This is a genomic window from Polyangiaceae bacterium (genome assembly GCA_016715885.1).
GTDB lineage: Bacteria > Myxococcota_A > Polyangia > Polyangiales > Polyangiaceae > Polyangium.
In genome coordinates this window covers 443,377-468,756 of the sequence record JADJXL010000002.1, presented here as the reverse complement: position 1 = coordinate 468,756, position 25,380 = coordinate 443,377, and the positions used below count along the sequence as shown (strand labels likewise).

At 60.5% G+C, this 25,380-nt stretch carries 16 protein-coding genes; 7 read left to right on the top strand and 9 right to left on the bottom strand.

Annotation, left to right across the window (positions count from 1 at the left end; translation table 11 throughout):
* Positions 1 to 4 precede the first annotated feature (4 nt).
* The 3 genes from IPM54_05440 to IPM54_05430 all read right to left on the bottom strand — a co-directional run bounded on the left by IPM54_05440 (position 5) and on the right by IPM54_05430 (position 4,944).
* Positions 5 to 1,273, bottom strand: a complete 1,269-nt coding sequence (locus IPM54_05440) for a hypothetical protein (protein MBK9259262.1) — start codon at positions 1,271 to 1,273, stop codon at positions 5 to 7.
* Positions 1,270 to 2,685 (bottom strand): hypothetical protein, encoded by a 1,416-nt coding sequence (locus IPM54_05435; GenBank protein ID MBK9259261.1) that lies wholly within the window; start codon positions 2,683 to 2,685, stop codon positions 1,270 to 1,272. Before IPM54_05435 ends, IPM54_05440 begins: the two co-directional genes overlap by 4 nt.
* Before the next feature lie 372 nt (positions 2,686 to 3,057).
* Positions 3,058 to 4,944, bottom strand: coding sequence for an acyl-CoA dehydrogenase family protein (locus tag IPM54_05430; protein MBK9259260.1), 1,887 nt, complete (start codon positions 4,942 to 4,944; stop codon positions 3,058 to 3,060).
* A 166-nt stretch (positions 4,945 to 5,110) separates the two neighbouring features.
* Here IPM54_05430 and IPM54_05425 point away from each other — a divergent pair, with 166 nt between their 5' ends.
* A complete protein-coding gene (locus tag IPM54_05425) occupies positions 5,111 to 6,331 on the top strand; it encodes a GNAT family N-acetyltransferase (GenBank protein MBK9259259.1) in 1,221 nt (406 codons plus the stop codon).
* Between the two features lie 16 nt (positions 6,332 to 6,347).
* Here the strand turns inward: IPM54_05425 and IPM54_05420 are convergent, their stop codons facing one another.
* From IPM54_05420 to typA, 4 genes are all read right to left on the bottom strand, one after another.
* Positions 6,348 to 7,814 (bottom strand): alpha/beta fold hydrolase, encoded by a 1,467-nt coding sequence (locus tag IPM54_05420; protein ID MBK9259258.1) that lies wholly within the window; start codon positions 7,812 to 7,814, stop codon positions 6,348 to 6,350.
* A gap of 46 nt (positions 7,815 to 7,860) precedes the next feature.
* Positions 7,861 to 11,421: an AAA family ATPase gene (locus tag IPM54_05415; GenBank protein MBK9259257.1), complete on the bottom strand. Its 3,561-nt coding sequence runs from the start codon at positions 11,419 to 11,421 to the stop codon at positions 7,861 to 7,863.
* Positions 11,418 to 12,665: a DNA repair exonuclease gene (locus IPM54_05410; protein ID MBK9259256.1), complete on the bottom strand. Its 1,248-nt coding sequence runs from the start codon at positions 12,663 to 12,665 to the stop codon at positions 11,418 to 11,420. Before IPM54_05410 ends, IPM54_05415 begins: the two co-directional genes overlap by 4 nt.
* A 423-nt stretch (positions 12,666 to 13,088) precedes the next feature.
* Positions 13,089 to 14,930 carry a translational GTPase TypA gene (typA, locus tag IPM54_05405; protein MBK9259255.1) on the bottom strand — a complete coding sequence of 614 codons (1,842 nt, stop codon included), beginning with the start codon at positions 14,928 to 14,930 and terminating at the stop codon, positions 13,089 to 13,091.
* A gap of 113 nt (positions 14,931 to 15,043) precedes the next feature.
* Between typA and IPM54_05400 the strand changes: the two genes are divergently transcribed.
* From IPM54_05400 to IPM54_05390, 3 genes are all read left to right on the top strand, one after another.
* The gene (locus tag IPM54_05400; protein ID MBK9259254.1) at positions 15,044 to 15,487 is read left to right on the top strand and encodes a hotdog fold thioesterase; all 444 of its coding nucleotides are present in this window, start codon (positions 15,044 to 15,046) and stop codon (positions 15,485 to 15,487) included.
* Between the two features lie 46 nt (positions 15,488 to 15,533).
* Positions 15,534 to 16,364, top strand: coding sequence for a hypothetical protein (locus tag IPM54_05395; protein MBK9259253.1), 831 nt, complete (start codon positions 15,534 to 15,536; stop codon positions 16,362 to 16,364).
* 260 nt (positions 16,365 to 16,624) lie between these two features.
* On the top strand, positions 16,625 to 18,301 hold the full coding sequence (locus IPM54_05390; protein MBK9259252.1) for a DnaJ domain-containing protein: 1,677 nt from the start codon (positions 16,625 to 16,627) through the stop codon (positions 18,299 to 18,301).
* Positions 18,302 to 18,308: 7 nt separating this feature from the next.
* On the opposite strand, the gene IPM54_05385 is transcribed toward IPM54_05390, so the two are convergent.
* The gene (locus IPM54_05385; protein MBK9259251.1) at positions 18,309 to 20,033 is read right to left on the bottom strand and encodes a hypothetical protein; all 1,725 of its coding nucleotides are present in this window, start codon (positions 20,031 to 20,033) and stop codon (positions 18,309 to 18,311) included.
* 492 nt (positions 20,034 to 20,525) lie between these two features.
* On the opposite strand from IPM54_05385, the gene IPM54_05380 reads away from it, so the two are divergent.
* Positions 20,526 to 21,299, top strand: coding sequence for a sigma-70 family RNA polymerase sigma factor (locus tag IPM54_05380; protein MBK9259250.1), 774 nt, complete (start codon positions 20,526 to 20,528; stop codon positions 21,297 to 21,299).
* Positions 21,300 to 21,335: 36 nt separating this feature from the next.
* Here the strand turns inward: IPM54_05380 and IPM54_05375 are convergent, their stop codons facing one another.
* Positions 21,336 to 22,169: an MBL fold metallo-hydrolase gene (locus tag IPM54_05375; GenBank protein ID MBK9259249.1), complete on the bottom strand. Its 834-nt coding sequence runs from the start codon at positions 22,167 to 22,169 to the stop codon at positions 21,336 to 21,338.
* A gap of 175 nt (positions 22,170 to 22,344) precedes the next feature.
* Here IPM54_05375 and IPM54_05370 point away from each other — a divergent pair, with 175 nt between their 5' ends.
* Positions 22,345 to 22,887 (top strand): YdcF family protein, encoded by a 543-nt coding sequence (locus IPM54_05370; GenBank protein ID MBK9259248.1) that lies wholly within the window; start codon positions 22,345 to 22,347, stop codon positions 22,885 to 22,887.
* 19 nt (positions 22,888 to 22,906) lie between these two features.
* Positions 22,907 to 25,243, top strand: a complete 2,337-nt coding sequence (locus tag IPM54_05365) for a peptidylprolyl isomerase (protein MBK9259247.1) — start codon at positions 22,907 to 22,909, stop codon at positions 25,241 to 25,243.
* Positions 25,244 to 25,380: the final 137 nt, after the last annotated feature.

The following is a 25,380-nucleotide window of genomic DNA, read 5'->3' as shown; positions in this document are numbered from 1 at the left end:
GACGCTAAGGCACGCCCGTGCCCGTCAAGTTCGTCCGTACGAACTTTTCGCCGCCACCCGGCGTGCGATACACAATGGCCCAGCCCGCTCCATCGGCATCGATACCCGCCTGGTCATAGGTATCTTCCGATGGGGCATCGAGGCATTTCCAATCACCGATAGGATCGCCTTTGGAATCGAGCGGGCGAAATTCGGCCGAACCATCCGCGCGTTTGGCGACGAGGCCCAGGTTATCGCCCATTGCCGCAAGATCCATGGCAAAGCTCGTCCCTAGATACCGCCGAGCCGAACCGACCACGTTGCCGGCGCTATCGAGCATCACGATGATGGTATCGAACGTCAGCCCCCCCGAATGCAAGAGAAGCGCATACCCAGAGGGCGTCGTCACGAGTTTGACCAAGTAATGCTTGTAGGCATCGCCCGTGAGATCGACGATGGAGCCCACGATTCCTGTTTTCGACAAACGGACAAACCGACCTCGCGCAACTCCATTGTCCATGCTGCTCCAAGCAAAACCGAATTCGTCGCCCGATCGAGCCATCGACGTGACGATCGCGTTGGTGGACGAGCCCTCGGCGAATGCAAACGGAGCTTGCGCATTGCCGCTCGAATCGACGAATCGTCCGTGCATGGTCGTTCCATCGGCCCATACGACGAGCGATCCACCCGCCGAATCACCCGCAATGGCAACGCCCGCGCCAGACGCACTACCCAGCACGACGGAAAGGCCCACGGGCGCATCATTCGAGGAATATCGTTGAAAGCGGATGTCCGTCCCATCAGCGGCCACGAGGCCAATCGTATTGCCTTCGGATGCAACGAGGTCAAAGTCGGGATCGATTCCCACGACGGCGGCACTCGGCGCACTTCCATTGATACCAAACGTCACGAATCCAGGCACGTAGCGACCGCCCGCAAGGCGTTTGCCATTCACCGTGGTCAGCATGCCAATGGCCGGCGCATTCGACATGTCCGGGTATAGCTCGACCGTCGTGCCCACGAGGTTGTCGCAAGCCGTGTCGGGCACGTCGATGATTGCAATGGTGCCGAGTCCTCCATCGCCACCATTTCCACCACCTCCACCCATTCCGCCTGCGGCGCCCCCTGCACCTCCCTCACCGCCCATTCCGCCCGTCGAGCCACTCGAGCTCGATACAGATGTCGACGTGGTTTCTCCACGACGCGGGTCGTCGGATTCACCACAACCAACCGCAAGAGTGCCAAGGGTCATCACCAAGGCGACGCTGGAAATGGTTTGGAGTATTAGCATCATTCTGCGGGTGGGCACGAGTACGTGATTTGCCAATGATTGACCTTTGAGCCTTGGGTCTCGTCCGTCGTCGGATTCATCGTGATTTGCAATTCGAGGAATGCGTTACGCGCTGCGGAAGAACCGAAGGTCGTATACAAATTGATGGGGCATTCGGCCGGCCCAGCCATCGAGCAGATTTGTGTATTGGGCAGGGGCGTCGCTTTGGCCGTACCAAGCTCGACATACGACGCGGCGCCGAGCCCCGCATTGGTCGTCGCCGTACGGGCCTCCCAGAGCACACTGGAATCGAGCGGCGTCGTGGTATCCCACGTCAAATATCCCCATTGCACGCGACTGCCGCTAGGACAATTCGCCTCGTACACCAAATTTTTGACGATGGGATTCGCTTGGTAGACTTGCATGGGCTGACAGGGACTCTTGGCGGTCCCTTTCCACACGGTCCAATTGTTATCGCATGAGCATTCCGGTTTGTAATCGGGGTTATCGGGCAAATTGCCCACGGCCATGAATGGCCCGTTGACCATGATGGTTCTCACCCCATTGCCGGGAAGATACGCCGCGCAACTCGACACTTCGACGCATTCCCCCGGCTTAATGGGTGGCGCCCCATTGGGAATGTGACAAATACTAGGGTCCTTGTCAGGTTCGCACTTCGGAAATTGCGTCGAGTTCCCAGGGAAAACGTAGATTGTGACGGGTGGCACGAGGTCGGCATATCCTCGATTGCACACGGGAATGATCTTCGTCCCGTCCGGCTTGGCGCACGCCAAACCTGCCGATACATCGGGCAATGCGCACGTCTTATCGTATTCGCCAGGCTTCCAGGGCATGCAGCAATTGGCTGCGCCATCTTCACACGTAATACCATGGCTCCCCGTGGGTAAACAGTGGGAATCGAATTGGCAATCGGCCTGCTTCGTGCATGGGGTCTTGATGCCCTTGTTCACGAATCCACCAGGCAAACCATCGAGCAACTCGTAGAACGAGCCCGCATGCCAAACGGTCGTGATTTCGGGAACGACCTCGTAGCCCGCATCAACGGGCGGCGTTTCCTCGAAGTCCTGGCAATAGGGGTCGCAAGGATTGTTCTGGCACGGCCCCGCGTCACTCAAACCCAGCGCCCGATATTCGCCCGGAACCCATGAGCTCGCTTCGTCGCTGTGAGGCAAGCTCTTCGACGAAAACTCGCCTACGCACGGTCCCCATGTCCCAGCGACACACGTACGCTCACCGTGCAAACAAGTTAGGACGTCGTTTTCTTTTCCAACTGTAATGTGACATTCAATTTTCGTTCCGTCGGCACATGGTCCAATCGGATTGTTTACACCGCTGCCCGAACGGATCGTTCCGCCGCCAGCGCCAATGACGTTCGAGCGCGGACGCGATTCATCATCCACAACGCAAGATGCCATCGTCGTTACGACCGCACCGATTGCCACCATCGCTGCAATTCCCGCTCTCGTGCGCAACCGCATCCGCGAATTCGGATTGCGGGAACATTCAACCATGGATTTGGCGCGGGAATCGTTCAAGACGTGACTCTCCGTTGCGTGGCCATCGAGCGATAGCCAATGCGTCGTTGCCGAAAGTTGATCTCGTCCGGCAGAAGCGTTTTTCCCCGTTGAGCACGAAAATCATGCACACGGGGTTCTCGTGGACGAGGGCAATTCAATTATAGAAAGATTTGCCGTACCGCGTCCACCGAAAAGCCGCAAATACACCGCTGGCGCCCGCGACACAAAGGCGCGCGGTGGTCATTCGAGAGTGCACCCTGGTCAAACGATTTATCGGTCGACGGCGCCGATCAGCCCGAGAATCCGACTGCCCGTGGTCGTGATTTCCTCGTGCACCGCCCGCGCTCGCAATTCGGCTCTATCGAGGAATCGCTCGGCCAATTCACGACGCGCCGGGTGCTTTTTCGCTTGCGCCACCAATATTTCCGCAATGGCTTCGTCTGCGCAAATACGCGTCAGCCGCTCGGCATGCAGCATTGCGAGCGAAAAATCACGCTTGGGATCCCAGCCCTTCTTCAGCCAGTTCCGCCAATCCGAAAGCGGCAAATCCGATAACGCTCGAAGCTTGCCCGCCGCGGTTCGCGTCAAGAGATGCTGCTGCGCCGAAAGCGACAAACTCTGGATACGCGCCACGCGACGATCCAGCACGTCCGGCGCGCGCAATGCTGCGAGCCGCGTTTCCGCAATGCGTGACAAGAATTCGCTCGGACGCTTGATCGCCCCCGTGAGCGTATCTTTCATCACCATGAGCGCCTGAATTTGACTCGTCCCCTCGTAAATGGGCATGACCACGGCATCACGCAAAAGCTTTTCGACGCTGTAATCTTTCGTGTACCCCACCCCACCATGAATTTGAATGGCTCGGCGCGTGATTTCAACGGCTTTTTCGGCAGCGAGGTATTTCAAAAGCGGCGTGAGCCTACGCGACCGCGCCCTCAGCCTTTGCACCTCGCGGTCTTTTTCTCCGGCCGATCCTCCCGCAAATCGGCCAAAAATGATGCGCTTCTGCGCAATCTCCTCGCACCACGCGGCGTCCACTGCGAGCGCTCGCAATACCTGAATGTCGGTGCTCATTTCATCGAGCATGTCCGCGATCATTTCGTGCTGCGCAAGGGGCTTGCCCATCGAATGCCGCTCCTCGGCATACGCAAGCGCCGTACGATACGCATTTTCCGCAAGCCCAATGCTTTCGAATCCCACGCCGATGCGCGCATTGTTCATCAGCATCAGCATGTACTTGAACCCCTCACCACGTTTGCCAATCAGCTCCGCAGGAGTTCGGTCGAAGGACAATGCCGCCGTCACCGATCCGTGATGCCCGAGCTTTTCTTCGACGCGGTCGATCGTAACAAATCGCTCACGCGTACCATCCGGGCGATCTTCATACGCCTTGACCAAAAACATCGACAGCCCGCCAAGACCCGAAAACGGGTCTTCCGCGTCAGTCGCCTCTTCGGTTCGCGCAATGACGAAATGGTATTTCCCGTGCCCCGACGTGATGAAGATCTTTTGACCGGTCAAGTAAAACCGACCATCCGAACCAAGCTCCGCGCGCGTGCGCAACGCCGCCATGTCACTGCCCGCATTCGGCTCGGTAATATCCATGCAGCCCCATGCATCACCTCGCGCGATTTCCTCGATGTAATTCGAAAACCGCGTCGAAGCGATTCGCGAGCCGTCGAACGTTGTCGTTCCCTCGTGAATGGAAAACGCCAGCATCGCCATGGCCATTCCGCCATGAAACGAATGGTGCGTCATGACCGACACGTCGGCACGCGCAATCAATTCACCGGAAAGGAAATAAGCGAGCAGCGGAACGTTCAGACCACCGAGCTCCCGCGGCAAGCACATACGATGCAGCTCCGCATCTTTGATTGCCTGCATGATCGCCCGCAGCGCGGGTTGCTCTGCCGGCTCACCACCTTCGAGACGCGCGCCTTCCCGATCCATTTGCGCGGCACGAGGCGCGATTTGCGTCGCTGAAAGCTCCCCCACGGATTCGATCGCGTCGCGGTAAAATGCCACGGCTTCGTCCGTTGTTTTGAAGCCTTCATCGCTACGAAATCCCAGCTCGCTGATTTCCACGAGCGGCGCCCAATCGATCGCCTCCTCGAAATGAAACCGCAGGTCCTGGTTATCCGTGAAGAAATTCGCCATCTCGCTGAACCTCGTAGCCCCCCAATCGCGCGTACCAGATGTTTTCGTTACGGTCAAGCAATAAATTGACGTATGGACCCAGCATTGGGTTTCCGGATACCGGTCCAACATTTGGACCATGAAAAAATGGCCGCGCCCTCATCGCAATCGTGCTAGGGTCGCGCCCATGCCCATCGACATTCGCCTCGTAGGCCCCGATCGCATAGAAGACTTCATACGGCCCATCACGACGGCGTTCGGCACGTCGGTGCACCCCGAGCGCCTCGAATACTTGAAACGCGTCACGGAGCTCGATACGCGAATCGGCGCATTCGATGGTGACAAGCACGTCGGATCCGCGGGCGTGTTCGCATTCGACATGAGCACGACCGGAGGTCACGTCGTCAAGACTGCAGGGCTGACGATGGTCGCCGTCATGCCGACGCATCGCCGACGCGGGGTCCTGAGCGCGCTCATGCGAAGGCACCTGGACGAAGCCCGCGCACGAGGGCAAAGCATTGCCGCATTGTGGGCGTCGGAAGCGCCAATCTACGGCCGATATGGCTACGGACTCGCGTCTTTTGCAGGAGACATGTCGATTGAACGCGACAGGTCGGCATTCGTGGGCGTCGTTCCGCGCGCGGAAGCGCGTTTCGTGAGCGAAGAAGAGGCGATGATCATTTTGCCCACCTTATGGGACCGCGCGCGGCAAATCGCTCCAGGCATGCCATCGCGCTCCGAATCGTGGTGGAAAAACCGCAGACTCCTCGATATCGAAGCGGCTCGCGCAGGCTTTGGACCCCTGCAACGCACCCTGTTCACCATCGATGGTCAACCTCACGCCTATGCGCTTTATCGCACCCGAATGAATATCGAAAAACACGACATCTTGGTGTCCGAAGTCAAAGTGCTCGAAGCCATTGGAGCGACCCCCGAAGGGACTCGAGCGGCTTGGCGATATCTATGCGACCTCGACTTGGCGGGACGCATCGAGGCATCGAACATCCCCGTGGATCACCCGCTCTTTTTGCTGCTCGCCGAACCTCGAAGGGCCCGCTATACGGCGCACGACGCGCTTTGGGTACGCATCGTCGACGTGGAAACGGCGCTTGCATCGCGCGCGTATTCGTCGTCGGAATCGGTCGTGCTGGAAATCGAGGATACGATGTGCCCCTGGAACAGCGGTCGGTTTCGATTGGATGGCGCATCCGGGCGCGCGCAGCGCACACAAGAACATGCCGATTTGCGCCTGCCCATATCGTCGCTCGGTTCGGCCTACCTCGGCGGCATTTCATTCTCGCGCTTGGCCGAAGTAGGCTCGGTCGAAGCAAAAACCGAAGGCGCCATCGAAAGAGCGGATCGCATTTTCCGCTCGGCACGTGCGCCGTGGTGCCCGGAGATTTTTTGATCGTACGCAATGGCGCTCAATTACATGCCGCAGCGTCCTTCGGCACATCCAGGTCCACCAAGTAATTCGTCACGGCCGTATCGATGCACGTGTTTCCGCGCATGAACGACACGTGCCCATGCCCCTCCCGCGTGAGCAGCACGCCCGACGACAACTGTTTGGCCAGTGAAACGCTCCACTCGTACGGCGTCGCCGGATCACTCGTCGAGCCCACCACGACAATCGGCGGCGCTCCCTCCGCTGCAATGGGTTGAGCCTCTCGCCAGCTCGCAATGGGCCAGCGCGCCGATGCCAGCGCCGTAAACGGGAAATACGCTCCGAGTCGCGGCGTGTCCATTTCGAGCTTTTTCGTGAGCGTTTCGTAAACCGACATTTCCTTTGGAAATGGCAAATCAATGGACAACACGCCGTAATACACCTCCAGCGAATCGCCATAGGTGCCACTTCCTTTGCGATCGACGTATTCATCGGCAATTTCGAGCAATCCCGAACCGTCTCCCTTGGCAGCAAGCTCGAGCGCCTCGGCAAGCGTCCGCCATTGACCAGGTCGATAAAGAGGAGCGGAGACGGCATAAGAAAATTCACCCGGCCCGAGGAAGCGACCACCGCCCGCAGGCATCGGCGACGCTTCAATCGAAGCTCGAATGGCATCGTATGCCGCCCCCGGATCGCCTCCGGAATGGAACGGGCAGGTCGTCTTCGCCGCGCAATCGGCAAGAAATGCCTCGAGCTCGGCCTCGAATCCCCGCGCCTGCCCCTCGATGAATGCAGCACCATCCAGCGTCGGATCGAGCGCGGCATCGAGCACCAATGCACGCACGCGATCCGGATACGCGTTCGCGTACATCGTTCCAAGAAAGGTTCCGTATGAAAAACCCAAATACGTGAGTTTGTCGTCCCCAAGCGCCTCACGCAAAAGATCCATATCGCGCACGATATTGTCCGTCCCGACAAACGGAAGCAATTCACCGCTGCGAGCATTGCAGCCTTCGACGAGCGCCGCCGTTTCACTCTCGATCAATTGCAACTCCACTGAATCCGCCGGCGTGAGATCCATACCAACGAACGGTCCGAGATCATCGATGCAATCAATCGAAGGCGTGCTGCCCGCCTGGCCACGAGGGTCGAAACCAACGAGGTCGAATCTGTCCAAAATGGCCGAAGGCACTACGAGCCAAGCCCCAAGTACCCACGCTTTGCCCGAGCCGCCAGGCCCGCCAGGATTCACCAGCAGCGATCCAATGCGAGCATCCGGACTTTTCGCCGGTCTTCTCACGAGCGGAAGGGAAAACGTCCGTCCGTCGGGTGCGTCGTGATCGAAAGGCACTTCGAATTGGGCGCATTCGAATCCGCCCCCGCAATCCTCCCAAGGGATGGCCGCTTCTGGCGGCGTCTGTACACCGTCGTCACTGCATCCAACGACGCTGGCACTCAGAACGAAAAAGAATAACAATTGGCAAGCGAAGGCGCAACGGGAGTGCATATTTCGATATCATACCTCGTCACGCGAACTTCCGAAAGGGGAATTCTCACGACTCGGTAGGCCTCACCCGCGCCGTCTTCGATAGCTCGTCCAAATCATGCAAACAAAGTCCGCCCGAGGGCACCGCATCGCGCGCCAATTCCGCCACACGCGCATGATGCGTGAAAAAGAGCACCTGCGTCCTTCTCGACAGCTCTCCCAACACTTCGAGCGACGCGCGCGAGCGGGCATCGTCGAAGTTGACCAGGATGTCGTCCAGAATGAACGGAATCGGCTCGTTGTGCTCGAAATATCGTTCCAAACTCGCAATGCGTAATGCAAAGAAAAGCTGGTCCCGCGTGCCGTCGCTCAGACCATCGACCGTGACGTGAACACCTCCGGGGCGCACGCATTCCAATATCGGCTTGCCTTCATCACCTTCGTTGTCCCCTCGAACGCCCACGAAGGATCCCAAGGTCAGCCGCTCGAAAAGCTCCGACGCTCGACGAATGATCGGCCCCTGGTTTTTTTCTCGGTATTGCTTGATTTCGTCTTCCAAAAGGCGATGCGCAAGCTTTGCCCGTGCATACTCTTCCACCAGCACCGCCATCGCCGCCAAATGTTGTTCGGCTTCTTCCGCCGCTTCGGCCGCGCGCGCACTGCCGTCGACGGACGCGAGCCGTTCGGCAAGTCGCCCCATTTCTTGCTCGATGGTTGCCTTATTTTCGTTTGTCGCAGCAATCCTTTCCTGCACCAATTTCAATGCTTCCGCCACATCGTCGCCCGATAACCCGTGACATTCCAAAACGAGCGCATCGATACCGATTCCCTCCCCAAAATCGAGAAGCTGGCGTTCGACGGTTTCGAGCCGGCTGCGCAAATCGCGAACTTCTTTCGATCGTTCTTCGGCCATTGGAAGATCCGCCGCCGAATTTACGCGCGCGGCCATTCGGAGCGATTCGATTTCGCTCTCCGCCGCCCGACGTCGCAAGCCAATATCGGAAAGCTCACGCCGTTTGTCCTCGAGTTGCCCCAGAAGGCCGCGACGCGCCACGTCGTCGCGTTCGGCTGCGCGAAAATCGTCCACGACCGCTGCCGCAATTTGCTCGATGGCCGTGCCATTCAATGCATCTTTTGGCAACTGCGCAATCTCGAGCGTCCTTTCGGTAAACGCCTGCGCTTCCCGTTCGATGTTCGAAAGCCGGCGCCGTTTGTCTTGCGCATCCTGCACGCGCTTGCCAAGCTCCGAAAGCACGCCCAAAACTTCCTCGGCCTCGGCATGTCCCGTTTCGATCGGCAAACCCATATCGACGAGCGCTTTTTCCCAAACCGACGCCCAATGCAATAGCTCGCCCTTTTCGCGCTCCAGCACCCGCCGCGCTTCTTCGAGCACCGAGACGGCTCGCTGCATGTCCCGCGCATGCGCCTCACGCTCCTTTTGCGCGCGCTCCTCGCGTTCGCACGCTGCCGCCGCTCGCTCGATGAGCCGCGCCAAACCTTCGCTAGGTGCAGCGTCTGCGAGCAACGATGCCAATGCTTCGGCATGATCCGTTGCGCGATTTCTGTCCGCCTCGAGCGCCATTTCCGTTTCGCGCCACCTGAATGCTTCATCCGCCAGGCGGTCGTACACGCCGAGAAAGTCCTTCATTTCCGCCGGCGAAAGCGGCTTGACCCCACTCGGTTTCCACGCATCGAGCCACCGCGACCACGCATCTTCGCGCTTTTGGCAGAGCGCCGTACGACTTCGCTCGAGCTCCGCCATTTCGCGCTCCAAAACGTTTTTTTGCAATGATAACTCGGCAATGCGCGCCACCCTGTCCGCTTCGCGAAAGAGTCGATCGGCGATGTCATCCGCACGCCTCACCGCTGCTTCGTATTCGCTCAGCGCTTCGATGCCATACATCACCGGCGGTGCTCGAAATGCGGCCACCGATTCATGCGATTCGGCGGGCGCCTGTCCAAAGAGCACTCGCCGCACGGCAACCCACGCGGCATTTCGCGCCGTTCGCGCCGCCTCCAAATCGCTTGCCGTCGGAACTTCCCCGCCTCGCGTCGCAACCGCAATGTCGCCTGCCATTTTTGCCAAGCTTCGTTGCCGTTCGTTCAGCACGCGATCGATATTTCGCAATTCGTCGTCCGTGGACGTGAGCTCCCGTTCGAATCGTTCGATGGTTTCTCGTGACGGCATGGGCAAGGTGCCAATGCGATCGAAGGGAAAACCATAAAGCTCGAGCGATGCGTAACGCGCTCGCACGCGGCTACCTAGTTGATCGGCCTCTTTGGCGCGTTCACGAATGCGTTTGTCGAGGTCACCTTCGCGTCGCGCCGCTTCGAGCGCCATGGCGAGGCGATCCAAGGAAACCGCCGCCGGCAGTGCCTCGCCGCGATGCCTTTCGGCCGCCAAGCGTTCTTCCGCGACATGACACGTTTTCGTCGCTTCCCGAATACGCGCATCCACTTCGACCCGCTGCTTGATGAGCCCTCGGACGCGCTTTTCGAGCGCCACGGGGAGCACCGCGCCGGCGTCATTTCCGCGCATGAATTCCGCTTCATCACGCCGGAGGCGTTTGCACATCGTCCGAATCTCGTCTTCGATGTGCCGCATGGCCGTATTCAATTGAGCCGCTTCGGCCATTGCTTTGCGGTAACTGCCCAGATCCTCCGCCAATTGGCGCACGCTCGTCGCCTTGTCGAGCAGCTTTTCGGGCACCGAAAGGCTCGCCACTTTCGCTTCGATTTCCGCAATTTCAGCCTCGAGCTGCTCCTGCCTTGGATGCGCCTCGCGAATGACTTTTTCCGCCGCCCGACGGTCTTCCGCCGCCGAATCGGGCAAAACGACATCGTCCCGCCGCAATTCGAGCGCTGCCAGGATTTCGCCACGTTCGGCGATGGGTCGCAATGCACGCTTCACCCGCGAAAGCCGCCGCTGCTCACGCCCCAGCGTGTCGAGCTCCGTCACGAGCGCCGTGCGCCGCTGCTCGAGCGCACTGCGTTCCTTGTTGAATTCTTCCCACGCGCGAATCGATTGCGACGTTTCTTGCTGAATTTTCCTCGCCGCCTTCCAATTTTCGATGACGTGATTGAGTTTCTTGACGCGTCCACGCGGCACGAATATGTCGTCAGCGCGTTGTTTCAATTTGTTCAGAATCGAGGACAAACCCGTTTGCCCGAGCCCCGCGCCGAAGAGACTTTCACCGAGGTCGCCTTTTCCTTGCACGAGCGCCCGGCCGCCTTGAACGAGCCTGTCGTGCGAAAGCCCAAACATCGTCTCGAACTGAGACTGTTCGATGTTGCCCACAAATCGACGCAATCGTTCTTCGTCGATGGATTCGCCTTGAGCATCTTTCAGCGTATTCTTGCGACCCTTGCGACGCACGAAAACGAGCTCCGCCCCGTCCTCGGAAGCGATTCGCCCACCAAGTCGTAAATCGTCTTTCTTATGGCGATGATCGTCCGTCGTGCGTTCAGGAATGCCAAAAAAAAGCCCCGTAACCGCTCGCAGCGTCGTGCTTTTGCCCGCTTCGTTCGACCCCACCACGAGATGCAATGCTCGCGGAGGCGACGAAAAGTCGAGGTGCAAGTCGGAAAAAGGCCCCCAGCGCAAAAGTTCAAGCGATAGAATCTTCACGGCGTCTCACCGTCGCCGAGAAGCTCGGGCAAAAGATAATCGGCCATTTCAGAAACGATGCGCCGAACGACATCCATGTCTTTGACGTTGAAACTTCCTAGATGCTGACCATACTCGCTTGGAAGCTTGGATCCGATTTCATCCAGCTCTTCGGCCAATTTGCCCAATTGTGCGTCGTCGTTTTCAAGCCAGCGCAACTTTCCGAGCAGCGCGCCGATGGGATCGTCCCGTTTGACGAGCGTATCCAAGTCGGCCATCGTGCGTGAGCGAATCGCCACTTTTTCAATCCAAACGTCCCCGAAGTCATTGGCAAGCGTGCAAAGCTCACCGCGAAACTTTGCCGGATCACGCGCTAGCGCCGCGTGCGCGCGCGACGCACCCGTCACCACGATACGCGCACAAAGCGCTCGCCCCGCAGCGGTATCGACTTCGCGCGCCAAAGCTCGACGACACAGCTCGAGCACGTCGTACGGCGTCGTTGCGGGCGACGCGTCGACCTGACAAACCGCCCAGCGAGCAACATCCAGAGTGCGATGTTCGACGGCCGTGATGCGGCCATCCTCGACCGTCACGAGCGTCGCGCCTTTCGGGCCCGTTTCGCGAGCATGCCTTCCCTGCAAATTGCCAGGAAAAACGATCCACGGTTTCTCGTGCAATATTTCGCGTTTGTGAATGTGACCGAGCGCCCAATAGTCGTATCCCTTGTTGACGAGCGCTCCCAAGTTGCATGGCGCATACGACGCATGCCCCTCGCGCCCCTCCGCAGCCGTATGAAGCAATCCAATGTTGAATTGATCACGGCGCGGTTGTGGATACGATTGCGACAAATCTTCGGTCGTTTCCACGCGTGCATAACCGCGCCCGTGAATACAAACGCCGATGTCTTCGAGCGTAATGGATTCGGCCCGAGAAGTAGACAATTCACGCACGCCCTCGGGCAAACGCAATATTTTGCTTTTCGCATCGTGATTGCCCCGCACGATGAAAACTCGAATCCCAGCATCACGAAGGCGCGACATCTGCCTAACGAAAAAAATGCCCGTGTTGTAATCCGTCCAATCGCCGTCGTAGAGATCTCCGGCAATGAGAACGAAGTCGACATTTTCCGCAATCGATTGATCGACGAGCGCCTCCAGAGCCTTGCGCGTGGCTCCGCGAAGTTTGTCCACGGGCGCTCCGTCGTAGCGATCAAGGCCGCAAAGGGGGCTATCGAGATGCACGTCCGCGGTGTGGAAAAACTTCATGCTCGGATGCGCAGGTATAGGCAAGCCAACGGGCGATGACAACGACGAAATTGATGCCGGGCCATGGTTTGTCCGCTCGCTTCGCGCGCGTGGGACGTGCCGTTTTGAAACCGGGCCAGAATTTGCACCCTCGCTTCGCGCGCGTGGGACGCGCGCTTCGCGAGGCCAGTCACGATGGGGGGCTCGCAGGCGGCTCTATAAGTCTTTTGGGTCTACGACCCAAAAGACGAGCCGACTGCTCTGCCCCCCATACCCCCCGAATTCGAATCGCAAGCAAGTCAAGGTTGCATGTCGCATTTTTTCGGCGCTTGCGGGGGGGCCCCACTGTTCGAGCCCGCGAAGCGGGCGAGTTTGGGGTCCCGCGAGTGCCGAAAAAATGCGATGCGACCGGGCGTGCGAAAAATGCGACCTGCGACCGGACGCTTACTCCACCGACTGCGCCGACTCGATCGCGTCCGCACGACGCTCACGAATGTTCGTCGCCAGAACCTTCTTGCGCACGCGCACCGCATCCGGCGTCACTTCGACGAGCTCGTCAGCGTCGATCCACTCCATCGCCGTTTCGATCGTCAAAAGCCGCGGGCTCGCCAAAAGGACGTTTTCATCCTTGCCATGATTGCGAATGTTGCTGAGTTTCTTCTCCTTGATGACGTTGCAATCCGTGTCGTTCGGCCGATTGTGCTCACCCACAATCATCCCCTCGTACACTTCGATGCCCGGCACGATGAAGAAATTGCCGCGAGGCTGAAGATGATGGAGCGCATAAGGCGTCGCTACACCCGCCCGATCCGCCACGATCGCACCCGTGGGACGACGCATCATGGGACCACCCCACGCGATCCATCCGTCGAACATCGTGTTGAGTAGCCCCGTTCCACGCGTTGCCGTGAGGAATTCCCCGCGAAACCCAATGAGACCGCGCGAAGGCACGCGAAATTCGAGACGTGCCCGGCCAAACCCAGGGTTGGTCATCTTCACCATGCGCCCGCGACGCGTGGACAAACGCTCGGTGACGATTCCGACGTACGTGTCCGGAACATCGATGACCACGAGCTCCACAGGTTCGCGAATTTCACCGTCGAAGTCCTTCGTGATGACCTCGGGATTCGAGAGCTGCATCTCGTACCCCTCGCGACGCATCGTCTCGACCAGGATCGCGAGCTGCAGTTCACCACGTCCGAGCACGAGGAACGTATCGGGCACCTCGGTCGCCTCCACTCGAATGGCCAAGTTCCGGCGCGCTTCGCGCTCGAGGCGGTCTTTCAAGTGGCGACTCGTCAAATATTTCGACGTCTTCGCCTTGCCCGCGAAGGGCGACGTGTTGACGCCGATCTTCATCTTGATCGTCGGTTCCTCGACGACGATTCGCTGCAAAGGCTCCGGATGCTGCGGATCGGTGATCGTATCGCCGATGTTGGCCGTCTCGAGCCCCGCAATCGCCACGACCTCGCCAACGGAAGCACCGTCCGACGTCGTGCGCTTCAACCCTTCGAACGTGAAGAGCGCCTTGACGTTGCCTTTGGTGATCGCGCCATTTTCTCCGACGATCGCAAGCTCATCGTTTGCCTTGACAGACCCTCGCGCAATGCGACCAACGACGAGCTTGCCGACGTAGTCGTCATGCGTCGTGTTGCAAACGATGATTTGCAAAGGTTCGTCCACGTTGCCCGACGGCGCCGGAACCCGCGCGAGGATCGTTTCGAAGAGCGGCACCAAATTCGTCAGCTCGTGCTCGATCTCGCGCTTGCACTGCCCAAGCTTGCCGATCGCGTAGACGACGGGAAAATCCGTCTGCGCATCGCTCGCTCCGAGATCGCAGAAAAGATCGAAGACCTCGGAGAGCACTTCATGCGGACGTGCATCCGAACGGTCGATCTTGTTGATGACGACGATGACCGGAAACCCTCGCTCGAGACACTTCGACAGAACGAAGCGCGTTTGAGGCAACGGGCCTTCGGCAGCATCGACGAGCAAGAGAGCTCCATCGGCCATCATGAGCGTGCGTTCGACTTCTCCGCCGAAGTCCGAGTGTCCTGGCGTGTCGACGATGTTGATCTTCACGCCTTTCCAGCGGACGCTGGTGTTCTTCGCGAGGATCGTGATGCCTCGTTCGCGCTCGAGGTCGTTCGAGTCCATCACGCGCTCGGCAACGACTTCGTTGTCCCGAAACGCTCCCGCTTGGCGGAGCATGTGATCGACGAGTGTGGTTTTGCCGTGGTCGACGTGAGCGACGATGGCGATGTTACGAAGGTCCTGCCTGGGCATTTTTGCGGGCGGCCTACTAGCACGCACTTTCGGACATGGCGAGTCGACCTACGCGACGATCGTCGGAAGAGCTTGGCAAGCGTGGAGTGTTTCGGTCATCGTGCGCGCCGTAAATGGTGCACCTGGACGTATTGCGACAACTCTGCGAAGAGTTCATCCCGTTCAACAAGTGGCTTGGCGTCAAGGTCGAGCACATCGATCGTGGGCACATCACGCTGAGCATCCCGTGGCGCCCCGAATTCGTGGGAGATCCGACGGTGCCGGCACTTCACGGAGGCGTGATCGCAGCCGTTGCCGATGCAGCCGGTGGCGTCGCCGTGTGGACGGGGCTCAAAAATCCAGCATCGAGGTTGTCGACGGTGGACTTGCGCATGGACTACCTCCGGCCCGGTCGAGAAGAAAAGCTCATCGCCGACGCGAAAGTCGTGCGCGTCGGAGCGCGTCTCGGTTGGGCCGACGTGCAGTGCTTTCATCCGAGCGCCGAAACGGAGCTCGTGGCTTCGGCGCGTGGCGTGTACGCGATCAAAAATCCGAAACAACCGCGCGCGGACGGATGATGCGGAGACTTGGCCCTGCCTAGAAAATCGCGGTAACTCTGAGTGGATGCGATTCTTGACGTTGGCGCTTTTCGGGTGCCTTTCGGGCGCCGCATGCGTGACCGCGGCGGGTCAGTCCTGGGTACAAGGCGAAGGTGACCCGACCGAAGGTGTGGAGCACCGAGGTTGGTCCGCGCCTCGAAGGACAAACACTTCGACGCCGGAAGAAAATCGCACTGCGCAAGGAACGCTCGCCACGGCCTCGCCTGCCGCGACCCCATCGGAAGAACCGGCAGAGCTCGTCTTGCAAGGATCGGGCAAAGGCTTGGATTTTCGGGCTGGCGAGCGGTTTCGCAACACGTACTACGACTTTCCCAAGGAAGACGCTGGGACGAAGGACACCGCGCTTTACGACGCCACTTGCAAGCTCATCACCAACGTCACGCGGGACTTCCACGATCGCCTCTGCGTGCAAGGCAGCGGAAGATTGTCCACCGGAGAAACGGTCAGCTTTGCGAAACGCAACTGCGATTGCGCGGAAATATGCCCTCGCACCAATCAAAAAATTTGCTTCGAACGCCTCGATCCGGCGCGGTTTCCCACCGGCCGAGGTGCATTGGGCAAGCCCATCACGCCCTTGCGATCGGTGGCCGTCGATTCGTCGGTGATTCCCCTGGGCACCATCCTTTTCATTCCTGAATTCAAGGGATTGGACGTGCCCGGTGGAGGTCGACACGATGGCTGTTTCATCGCCGAAGATCGAGGTCTCAAGGTGGTTGGGCGACAAATCGACATCTTTACGGGAGACCCGAATGTCACGACGCAAGTGAACGCGAAAGTACCGTCGAACAAGGGCGTGCGTGTCTACCCCAACGATCCACGGTGTCGCTCTCTGTAGTTTGAATCCAGGCCAGGACTTGCACGCTCGCTTCGCGCGCGTGGGACGCGCGCTGCGCGAGGTTTTGTTTACGATGGGGGGGCCGAGGCTCGCCTCCCGGTGTTTTTGCGCTTCGCACAAAAACACGGCGAGGCTCGGCCCCCCCATACCCCCCGAATTTGCCTTATTTCAAACCAAACGGTGCACTGGCCCATCATCAAACACGCACGTTGCGGTTTAAACAGGCTCCTGGCATTCTTGAACTGCTAGCGAAACGCTCCATGCCTGCCTTCACCGCAGCACGCACCGTGCTCGACGTCCCCAAAGGGCAAACTCCGGCCGCCGAAGGGACGCTGGGACAAACCCCGCTCGTGCATCTTTACGTATACCTGCTCGACAAAAGCCTGACAGGTACGATGGTGCTCACGCCGCCGGCGGGCTTGACCGTGGGGCTGTTCGTTCAGGACGGTGGTCCAACGCGGGCGCAACTGCGTGATGGAGTGCTTGCAGAAGATCGCGCAACGCTCGAGCGAGCGCTCGTCGACTTGTGTTTGTTGCCGGTCGACACGCGTTACGGATTTTATCCGCGCGAGGACTTTTTTGCGGCGACGGGAAGCACGCCGATACGTATCGAGCCTTTGGCGACGATCATGGCGGCCGCGCGGGCGTGCGGGGCCAGTACGTTTGCTTCGTCGACGTTGCGCAAAGTCGCAAAAGCGCCGGCGATCAAGCTTGCGAGTAACGCTGCGCCAGAACGATTCCGGCTGTCGCCGGAAGAACGAGCGCTCGTCGAACGATTGCGAAAGCAAGCCCTTTCGCTCACGGACCTCATTACGACGAGCGGCGTGCCCGAACAAATCGTACGTGGCGTCATCTATGCTTTGACGATTACACGCCACCTCGATTTCGGCATTCCGGCGCGTCCTCCCGTGGGAATCGATGTGCTTCCGAGGGCCGCAGCGAGCTCGGCCGGATCCTCTTCGAATACGGGAGGGATCACGGGCGTCCCCGCATCGTGGACGCCCATGCGCGTAGGCGCGGCGGCAACGGTTGCCGCAGACGCCGCCGTGCCACGCATGCGACTGTATTCCGAGCCGGAAATGGTCGAAGCTCCGCCGTCGTCGAAGGTGCCTGCATCGCATCGGGCAGCCGAGCCGGTTTCGAGTGACAAACGGCGTGCCGATCTCGAAGCGAAGCTCGCCAAATCCACGAGTGAAAATCACTTCGAAGTGCTTGGCATCCATGAAAATGCCGCCGTGCTCGAAATTCGCGATGCCTATTTCGGAATGGCGCGGATGTTCCACCCCGACAAACTTGCGGACATGCCCGACCTGAAGCCTCGGGCCCAAGCGGCGTTCGCTCGCATCACCGCCGCGTACAACGAGCTTTCCGATGACAAGCGCCGAGCGGCCTATTTGGCGAAACTGAAAGCCGCGGCGGAAAAGCCGGGAGCGCTGCCCGAGCCATCGAACGCGGAGGAGCAAGCAGCGGTAAGTCGGGCGGTAAACGCTGCATTCGAGGCACAAAAGGCCGAAGTTTATTTGAAGAAGAACGAATTGACGACGGCGGAAGCGCACGCGCTGCTCGCCGTAAAAGCTGACCCGGACCAACCCGCGTACGCAGCGCTCCTCGTGTGGATTCAAGCTCAAATGCGCCCCGTCCCCACGCTCGAGGAGGGAAAACCGAGCCATGTTTACGATGATCTCATTACGTCGCTCGACCAAATTCTGAAGAAAGAGCCAGACTTCGAGCGGGCGCTCTATTATCGCGGCATATTGCTTCAGCGCTCCGGTCAGGCCGATCGAGCTTTCAAAGACTTTTCGCGTGCCCTCGAGTTGAACCCGCGGAACATCGAAGCTGCGCGTGAAGTTCGGCTCTACAATTTGCGCCACAAGACCGAAGACAATACGCAGGCCAATCGCGGCGGCGGACTGCTCGGCAAACTCTTCAAGCGTTGACTGCCCGTCATCGTGACGCGGCAGCCGCGGCACCAATCACACGCAAACTCCGACAAACCGCCTCGTCTTGGCATGGGCCCACGCGCCCCCCGTGCACCGTCCACGGAATTGGGTGCACGAGCGACGCGTCGCGTACGTCAGGGCCACGCCATGGCCCAAGCGCCCGCGGCAGACCGGCTTCACGCTCCTCCGCGGACGGCAACGAAATGGTAATTTGCGGCAAAATGCCCACTTTTTGCACGGGCGTTCCGTCCGGCAATGCGAAAAGCAGCGTCGTCAATCGAAGCACGCCAGCATGAGCTTCGTCGTCGAGATATTCCTGCGCGCAACCTTTGCCGTACGTCCGATCGCCCACGACGACCCCGCGACGATAACTCGCAATGGCCCCCGCAATCATTTCGGCAGCGCTCGCGGAATCGCCATCCACGAGCACGCCAAGAGGCCCCGTCCAGCGATGCTGGAGAGGAATCTCCGGTGCTCGCTCGATTTCAATGCCACCATCGCGCCGCCGCATCGGGAACAACGTCGCCCCCGGCAAGAAATGCCCCAATGCAGCAATCGCTCCGTCCGTCGACCCACCACCATTGGCACGAACGTCGAGCAACACGCCACGCGCATCTCGCGCAGCACGCACCCGCGCGAGCGCCGTCGTCATTCGGTCACCGAGATCGTCGGGCACGTCGTGAATGGCAATCACGGCCGCTCGACCGTCGCCATAACGAATCCAATCGACCTGCAATTCCTCGGCTTCGATCGCTTGCGACGGGACGTATTCGACCGGCGGAGGTTGCACGACGAGCTCGAGCGGCGCGGTCGCCCCCGAACGCAAAACCTTGACGGATACAGCCGGACCATGGGGCCCATCGGCAACGATGGCCGTCTGTTCAGCTTGCTCGACGCTCATCCCTGCAAGCGCGACACCTCGAACGGAAAGCACGACATCATGCTCTTGCAGCGGAGCGAGCGCGCCGTGATCGATGCGGACACCGAGCGCCGTACGCGTCATCTCCGACCAGAGGCGCAGCGGCGGGTGCGTTTCGAGGTCCAGGTCGTAGATGGAGATCTCTTCTTCGAGCGGAGCCCATGCACCATGCGCGTCGATCTGCGGGACATACGCGCGCACGGCCGCAGCGATCACGACACGCCCCCACGCTTCGGCGGACAGCTCCGGGAAAAGTCGATCCTGTGCGGCCGTGACAAACGGATCGAGTGACGATCCGTAGGCCGCTCGTGCAATGGCAACGTCGCGCCCGAGCTCGCGCGCGAGCTCTCGGCCGCTGCGCGTGATGGGGCCATCCTGAAATGGCCCACGACAAACCGTTTGCCATGCTTCTTCCGTCGTTTTCGGCGGCGCCCCTTCGAGCTCCAAACCCTTCACGAACGCAGCACGCAGCTCCTTCATCCAATCGGCAAGAGCACCTCCGACGGTGATCGCGTGCGGGCACGAGCTGGATGTCGATGTGTCTTCGAGCTCGCGCAAAAGCGCCTCGCCGTCGCGTTCGAAAAGCGATGCGATGGGGGCGTCGGGAGCGGCCGACCACAGGCCGTGCGGGTCGAGCCAGTCCGCAGCGCCGCCGGCAAACTTTGCGGCATCGACGGGTGCTGCGACAGCCGCGAGGTTGTCGCGCACCTGAGCGACGATCATCCGGGCCGATTCGCACGAAAGAGACGCGGGCGCACCCGTAGGCAGCGACAAGCCCCCACCTTGTTGCGTGCCACATTCGGCGCCCATCGCTTCGTCGTCTTCTTCTTCGGAGAAATCGAGGACGCGGAGCGACCAGAGCGCAATGCCACGTTCGGCGACCTTGGGCTCCTCCGTAGGTGGATGAGCCGCAAGCAGCGCCAATGCGGCACCACCGACGATGTACGGAAGCTTTTTTGCGTTACGCCTGCCCACGCGCCGTTCAGGCATACCACGACCCGCGTGCAGAAGTGAAAACGACGCCGAGCGATTTTGAACTCTCGGCCCAACGTGCTCGTGCCTCGGTCGCCGCGCACTTGTCCAGATCACGCAAACGTTTCGCTTCGTAAGGCGATCCCGTGAGGTTTGCGCGAATGGGCGCAAGAACTGCGGCGCTGACCAGCGATTTCTGCGCGGCACCAAGTCTGCATACAGCGTTCGCGCGCGCGGGCGATGTCTCGACCAACTGCGGCGGAGGCACTCGCGCACGCGCAAGGAGACACGACCATGGCCAGCCGCCAACGCGATGACGTTCTGTTCGGGATGCGCAAGGTCGAAGTCGAAAAGAAAACCCCGCTCACGCCTGCGCAGGAGGTGGAGCTTTCGGCACGCTGGCGCGATGGTGACCGAAGCGCAGGTCAGGAAATCGTCGAAAGGTGCGTGCCCTTCGTCATGACAATCGCGCTCGAGTACCGCAGGTGGGGCACGCCCATCGACGATCTCCTGCAAGAGGGCAACATCGGCCTGCTCAAAGCTGCCGAACGATTCGACCCGTCCCGCGGTTGTCGTCTCGTGACGTACGCGGCGTATTGGATCCGAGCGCAGATCCGCGAATACGTGGCGCAGCATTATCGCATCGTCAGGCTCGGCTCTTCCAAGGGCGAACGGCGCATGCTCCGGATTTATCGACGCACGAACGAGCGCGATCCGGACGTGCTCGCGGCACAAACGGGCCTTTCACGCGAGCGCGTGCTTTCGCTGCTCCCGGTGCTGGGCGCGCACGACGTGAGCTTGGACAAGAAAAACCTGGACGGCGACGCCCCGATCGACCGACTCGCATCGACGTCACCCACGCCGGAAGACGAAGCGAGCACCAAGGAAGAACGCAAGCACGTCAAAGCGGCCGTTCGGCAGGCGATCGCGGAGCTTCCTGCGCGGGAACGAAAGATCGCCGAGAGTCGCTGGCTCTGCGAAACGCCCGTGACGCTCGAACAACTCGGCGTGGACTTCGGCGTGAGCAAAGAACGCGTGAGACAGCTCGAAGAGCGAGCGAAAGAGCGCGTACGCGAACGGCTGATGGGGCTCGTTGCGACGTAGTTTTGGTTTTTCCTTGGAACACCAACAAATCGCGCTTTAGATCTCGATGACCATGCCTTCGCGTGCGGCGACGGTATTCGGAAAAAGCTCGCGCGCTCGTTTTTCCTTCTCGCGCACCATCGCATCCGTCTGGCTCGGATCGTGATGGTGCAGGACGAGCTGCTTGACGTTTGCAGCCGCCGCGAGCTCACAGCCCGCAACGAACGTCGCATGGCCCCATCCGGTCTTGGGTCCGCCACCAGCCTGCCCCGCATATTCTTCGGGCGTGTACATCGCGTCGAAAATGAGCACATCGGCGTCCTGAGCGAGGCGGCGCAACTTCGGATCGACGATCGCGTAATGCTCGGAATCCGTGATGTACACGAGCGACTTGCCTTCGTGCTCGATGCGGTACGCGTAGACACCGTTGGGATGATTGCCACGCGTATTCGACACGCGGACGTCCTGCTTCTTCCCGATGGAGATGACCTCGCCTTCGTAGAGGTCACGGAACGTCATGTTCGCGCCCATCTCCGACAGGTGTACCGGAAAGCTCGGATAGTCCATCTGGCCCGCGAGCGTTTCTTCGAGGGTGCGTGAAACGTTATGACCACCAAAGAGATGAATGATGTTCTTACGGACAAACGCGGGCGTGAAAAATGGAAAACCTTGGATGTGATCCCAGTGCACGTGGCTGAAGAAAAGCCACGCTTCGATGGGCATTTCAGCAAGCAGACTCTGGCCCAAGAGCCGCAGTCCCGTGCCGCCATCCAGAATGATCAATGTGTCGCCGGCCCGAACTTCGTAGCAGCTTGTATTGCCGCCATACTCGACCGTATCGGGTCCGGGCGTGGGGATGCTTCCGCGGACACCCCACATCTTTAGTCGCATCCTGATCGCCCTTCCGCCCCCACCGTGGTCCGATCTCTGGTGATAAATGGCTTTGGGCGGCGAGGTCAAATAAAAAGCCCAAGACATGACTTTCCTGATCGCGCGTCTCTTGCGGCGCTTGCGGCGCGACATCCACTTCGTTGCGCTCGGCCTGGCCTTGGGTTGACGTTCGGCTATGGTCGGCAGGATGCGGGAGCACGCCGACGCCATCGTCGTACTCGGATGCCGCGTGTTGCCGTCCGGGCGGCCCACGACGACCGCAGCTCGTAGGGCCGCAAGAGCTGCCAAGGCCTACCTCGAGGGTATTGCGCCGCACGTCATCGCGAGCGGAGGGCGCCGCTGGGGGTCGCTCATCGAGGCGGACATGTTGCGGCACGAGCTGCTCAGGGCGGGCGTTCCAGCGTCGGCTGTGACGCGCGAGCTCTGGTCGCTGACGACGCACGAGAACGCGATCTTCTCGGCGGAGCTACTTCGCCGCATGGGAGCTCGAAGCGTCGCGGTCGTGACGTGCGAGTGGCATGCGGAGCGTGCGATCGCGAATTTTCACGCAGCCGGTGTCGACGCTTGGCCTCTGCCCTCGGCAGGGATACGTCGAGGGATCATGGGCCAAGCGTATCGTTTTGGGCACGAACGGATTTGCACGTGGCTCGACGGTCGTGCAATGAAGCGCGCTCACGCGCTGACGCGTGTCCTTCGGACGAACCCGAAAAATGAGTAAAAAGCGGGGAGCTCGCGTCATGAGAACAGGTAAGGCCATACGCTGCTGCGCGCTCTTGGCGTTTGTCGGGGCAGCACCCTTTTTGGGGTGCACGTCACCCTCGGCCACAAGCGACGCCGGTGCAGATGCGAGCACCGATGCAAAGGCCCCGGTCGACGAAGCGAAAGAGCGCGAAGAAGCGCTTTTGCGTGCCGAGCTGCGAAGAAGCGCCGCCGAAGTGACGCCAACGGATCAGCAGAATCGATCGGTGAGCGTGCGGCGCTCAGCGGCGCGAGCGCTCGCGCGGATCGGCGGAGACGAAGCGCGACCGGGGCTCTTGCGAGCGCTTTCGGACGAAGATCCCGAGGTCGTCGCGTGGGCTGCGTACGGTCTCGGCTTTTCGTGCAAAGGACACGAAAAAGCAACGGTTGCGGCACTTGCAGCACGATCGTTATCGTTTGACGTGCAAGCATCGGAGGAAAAAGCAGTCGATGCGGGCGCGGCGTCGAGCGGTCGTTTGGATCCACAAACCGCGATGGCCCGTGCGATGGGGCGATGCGGGGCCGAAGAAAGCGAAGCAACGCTCGTCGCGTGGCTGTCCGGTTCGCCTGCACGAGCATCCGCGGCAGCTCTGGCGCTTGGGGACTTGGCGTCGACGAAAGAACGGCTGCGCGAAGAAACGCTCGCGGCCCTGCTCAACGTCGCGGCGGGCAGCGCATCGGCACCACCTGCGCCCGAGGGTCTGTTTGCGATCGGAAGATTGGAGCACGTGCCCGTGACCGTAATGGCGCGCCTCCGGGAAGTCGCTACGGCGCGGCTCGGCGAGCCAGGCGAGCTGCGATTGCTTGCCGTGAGAGCGCTCGGGCGCGCGGGCTCGGAAGCAGCGCCGGATCTCGATCGGGTGTTGCGATCGGCAGACGTGTTTTCAGCATCCGAACGAGCCGAAGCAGCGCGTGTGTTGAAGCGTCTAGGTTCGTCCGGACAACGCATTCTGCAAGCGGCGATCGGATCGCTCGTGCCAGCGTCGGATGCGATTGGTTCGACAGCGATGGGTGACGAGCTCGGGGTGCTTCTCGCAGCGCTCGGTGCGGTCGAAGCTCCGGGCAAGGCAACGAAAGAGCTGAAAGCGCTTGCTGCACTGGCTCCGCCGCCGTCAGCGCCGGCCGCGGTGCTTCGGCGTTTGTCCTGGATACGTTGCACGGCCGCGGCGCTCGTGGCTGGGTCCGATCCACGCGATCGATTGCTCGCCGCATGTGATTTGACGACGATGACGGAACAGCCGGCCAACGCAGCAGATGCGGGTCCCGGCGATGCAGGCACACCTGATGCAGGCGTGAAGCCGCCGGGGCAGCCGGGATCCATTGGAGCTCGAACGATTGTCCATGTGCTTGATCGAGCGCTGATCGAAGGGAAAAACCTCGCGCTCTACAAGACGTACGTAAACGGCGGTGATCTTCGAGCGAGACAAGCTGCCGTGGAACTGCTGGCCAAGCACGAGGAGCTTTCGGATGAAGCGAAAGAGATCCTCGAAGCAGCTCTCGCGGCGCCGGAAACGGGGCTCGTGGCAACGGCGGCGGGTGTCATCGCGGGCAAGCCGACGCTGGCCAACGAGCAGGACAAACCCAAGAAAAAGAAGCGCAAGAAGCCTCGTGATGAGGAAGGACAAGAGCGCTCGGTCAAACCGGCTGCATCGATCGTGAAGCAGCTCCTCGCGATCCTGGGTCGAGCGGACGCGGAGAACGACATCGAGCTGACGTCATCGGCGATGGAGGCGCTCGGTGCACTGGGGATTGCCGAAGCGAAACCGCGACTCGAGGAGCTTTGTGGTTCGTCATGGCCAGAGATCCGCAAACGCGCATCGAAAGCGTTGGGCCTGCTATCGAACAAAGCGCCTACGTGCGCGGCACCTCCAGGAGGAGGCCCGCTGCCGGCAGAAGCAACGCAGCCGGTAACAAGCGAGGTCACGCTGACGCTGGACACGGATGCGGGACAGATGACGTTGACACTGGACGGGCGCATCGCTCCGATGGCGGTCACGCGCATCGTGGAGCTTGCGCGGGCTGGCTACTACGACGGCATGGTGGTGCACCGGGTGGTACCCGGGTTCGTCACGCAGCTCGGGGCGCCGCATGGCGACGGCTACGGCGGTCCGGCGGGGAAACCGTCGCTGCGATGTGAAACGTCACCAATTGCGTTCGACACGCTGTCCGTGGGCATCGCACTTGCGGGGCGCGACACCGGGTCGAGCCAGTTTTTCGTGATGCACGGGCGGCACCCGCACCTCGACGGCCAGTACGCTTGGGTCGGCCGAGCGACCGGGTCGTGGGCGTCGTTCGTCGATGGAGACCTCGTTCGGAAGATCACGGTTTCACCGTAGCTGCAACGGCAAACGGAATTTCTAAAATCCTCGACAAAACGTTCGGGGAAACCTCACCCACGTTGGCGGTACGCATGGTGGCTCACTGGCGAAGACCTGGCGGCGCAAGCGCATTCCCGCCATGCGCCGTCAGTGCC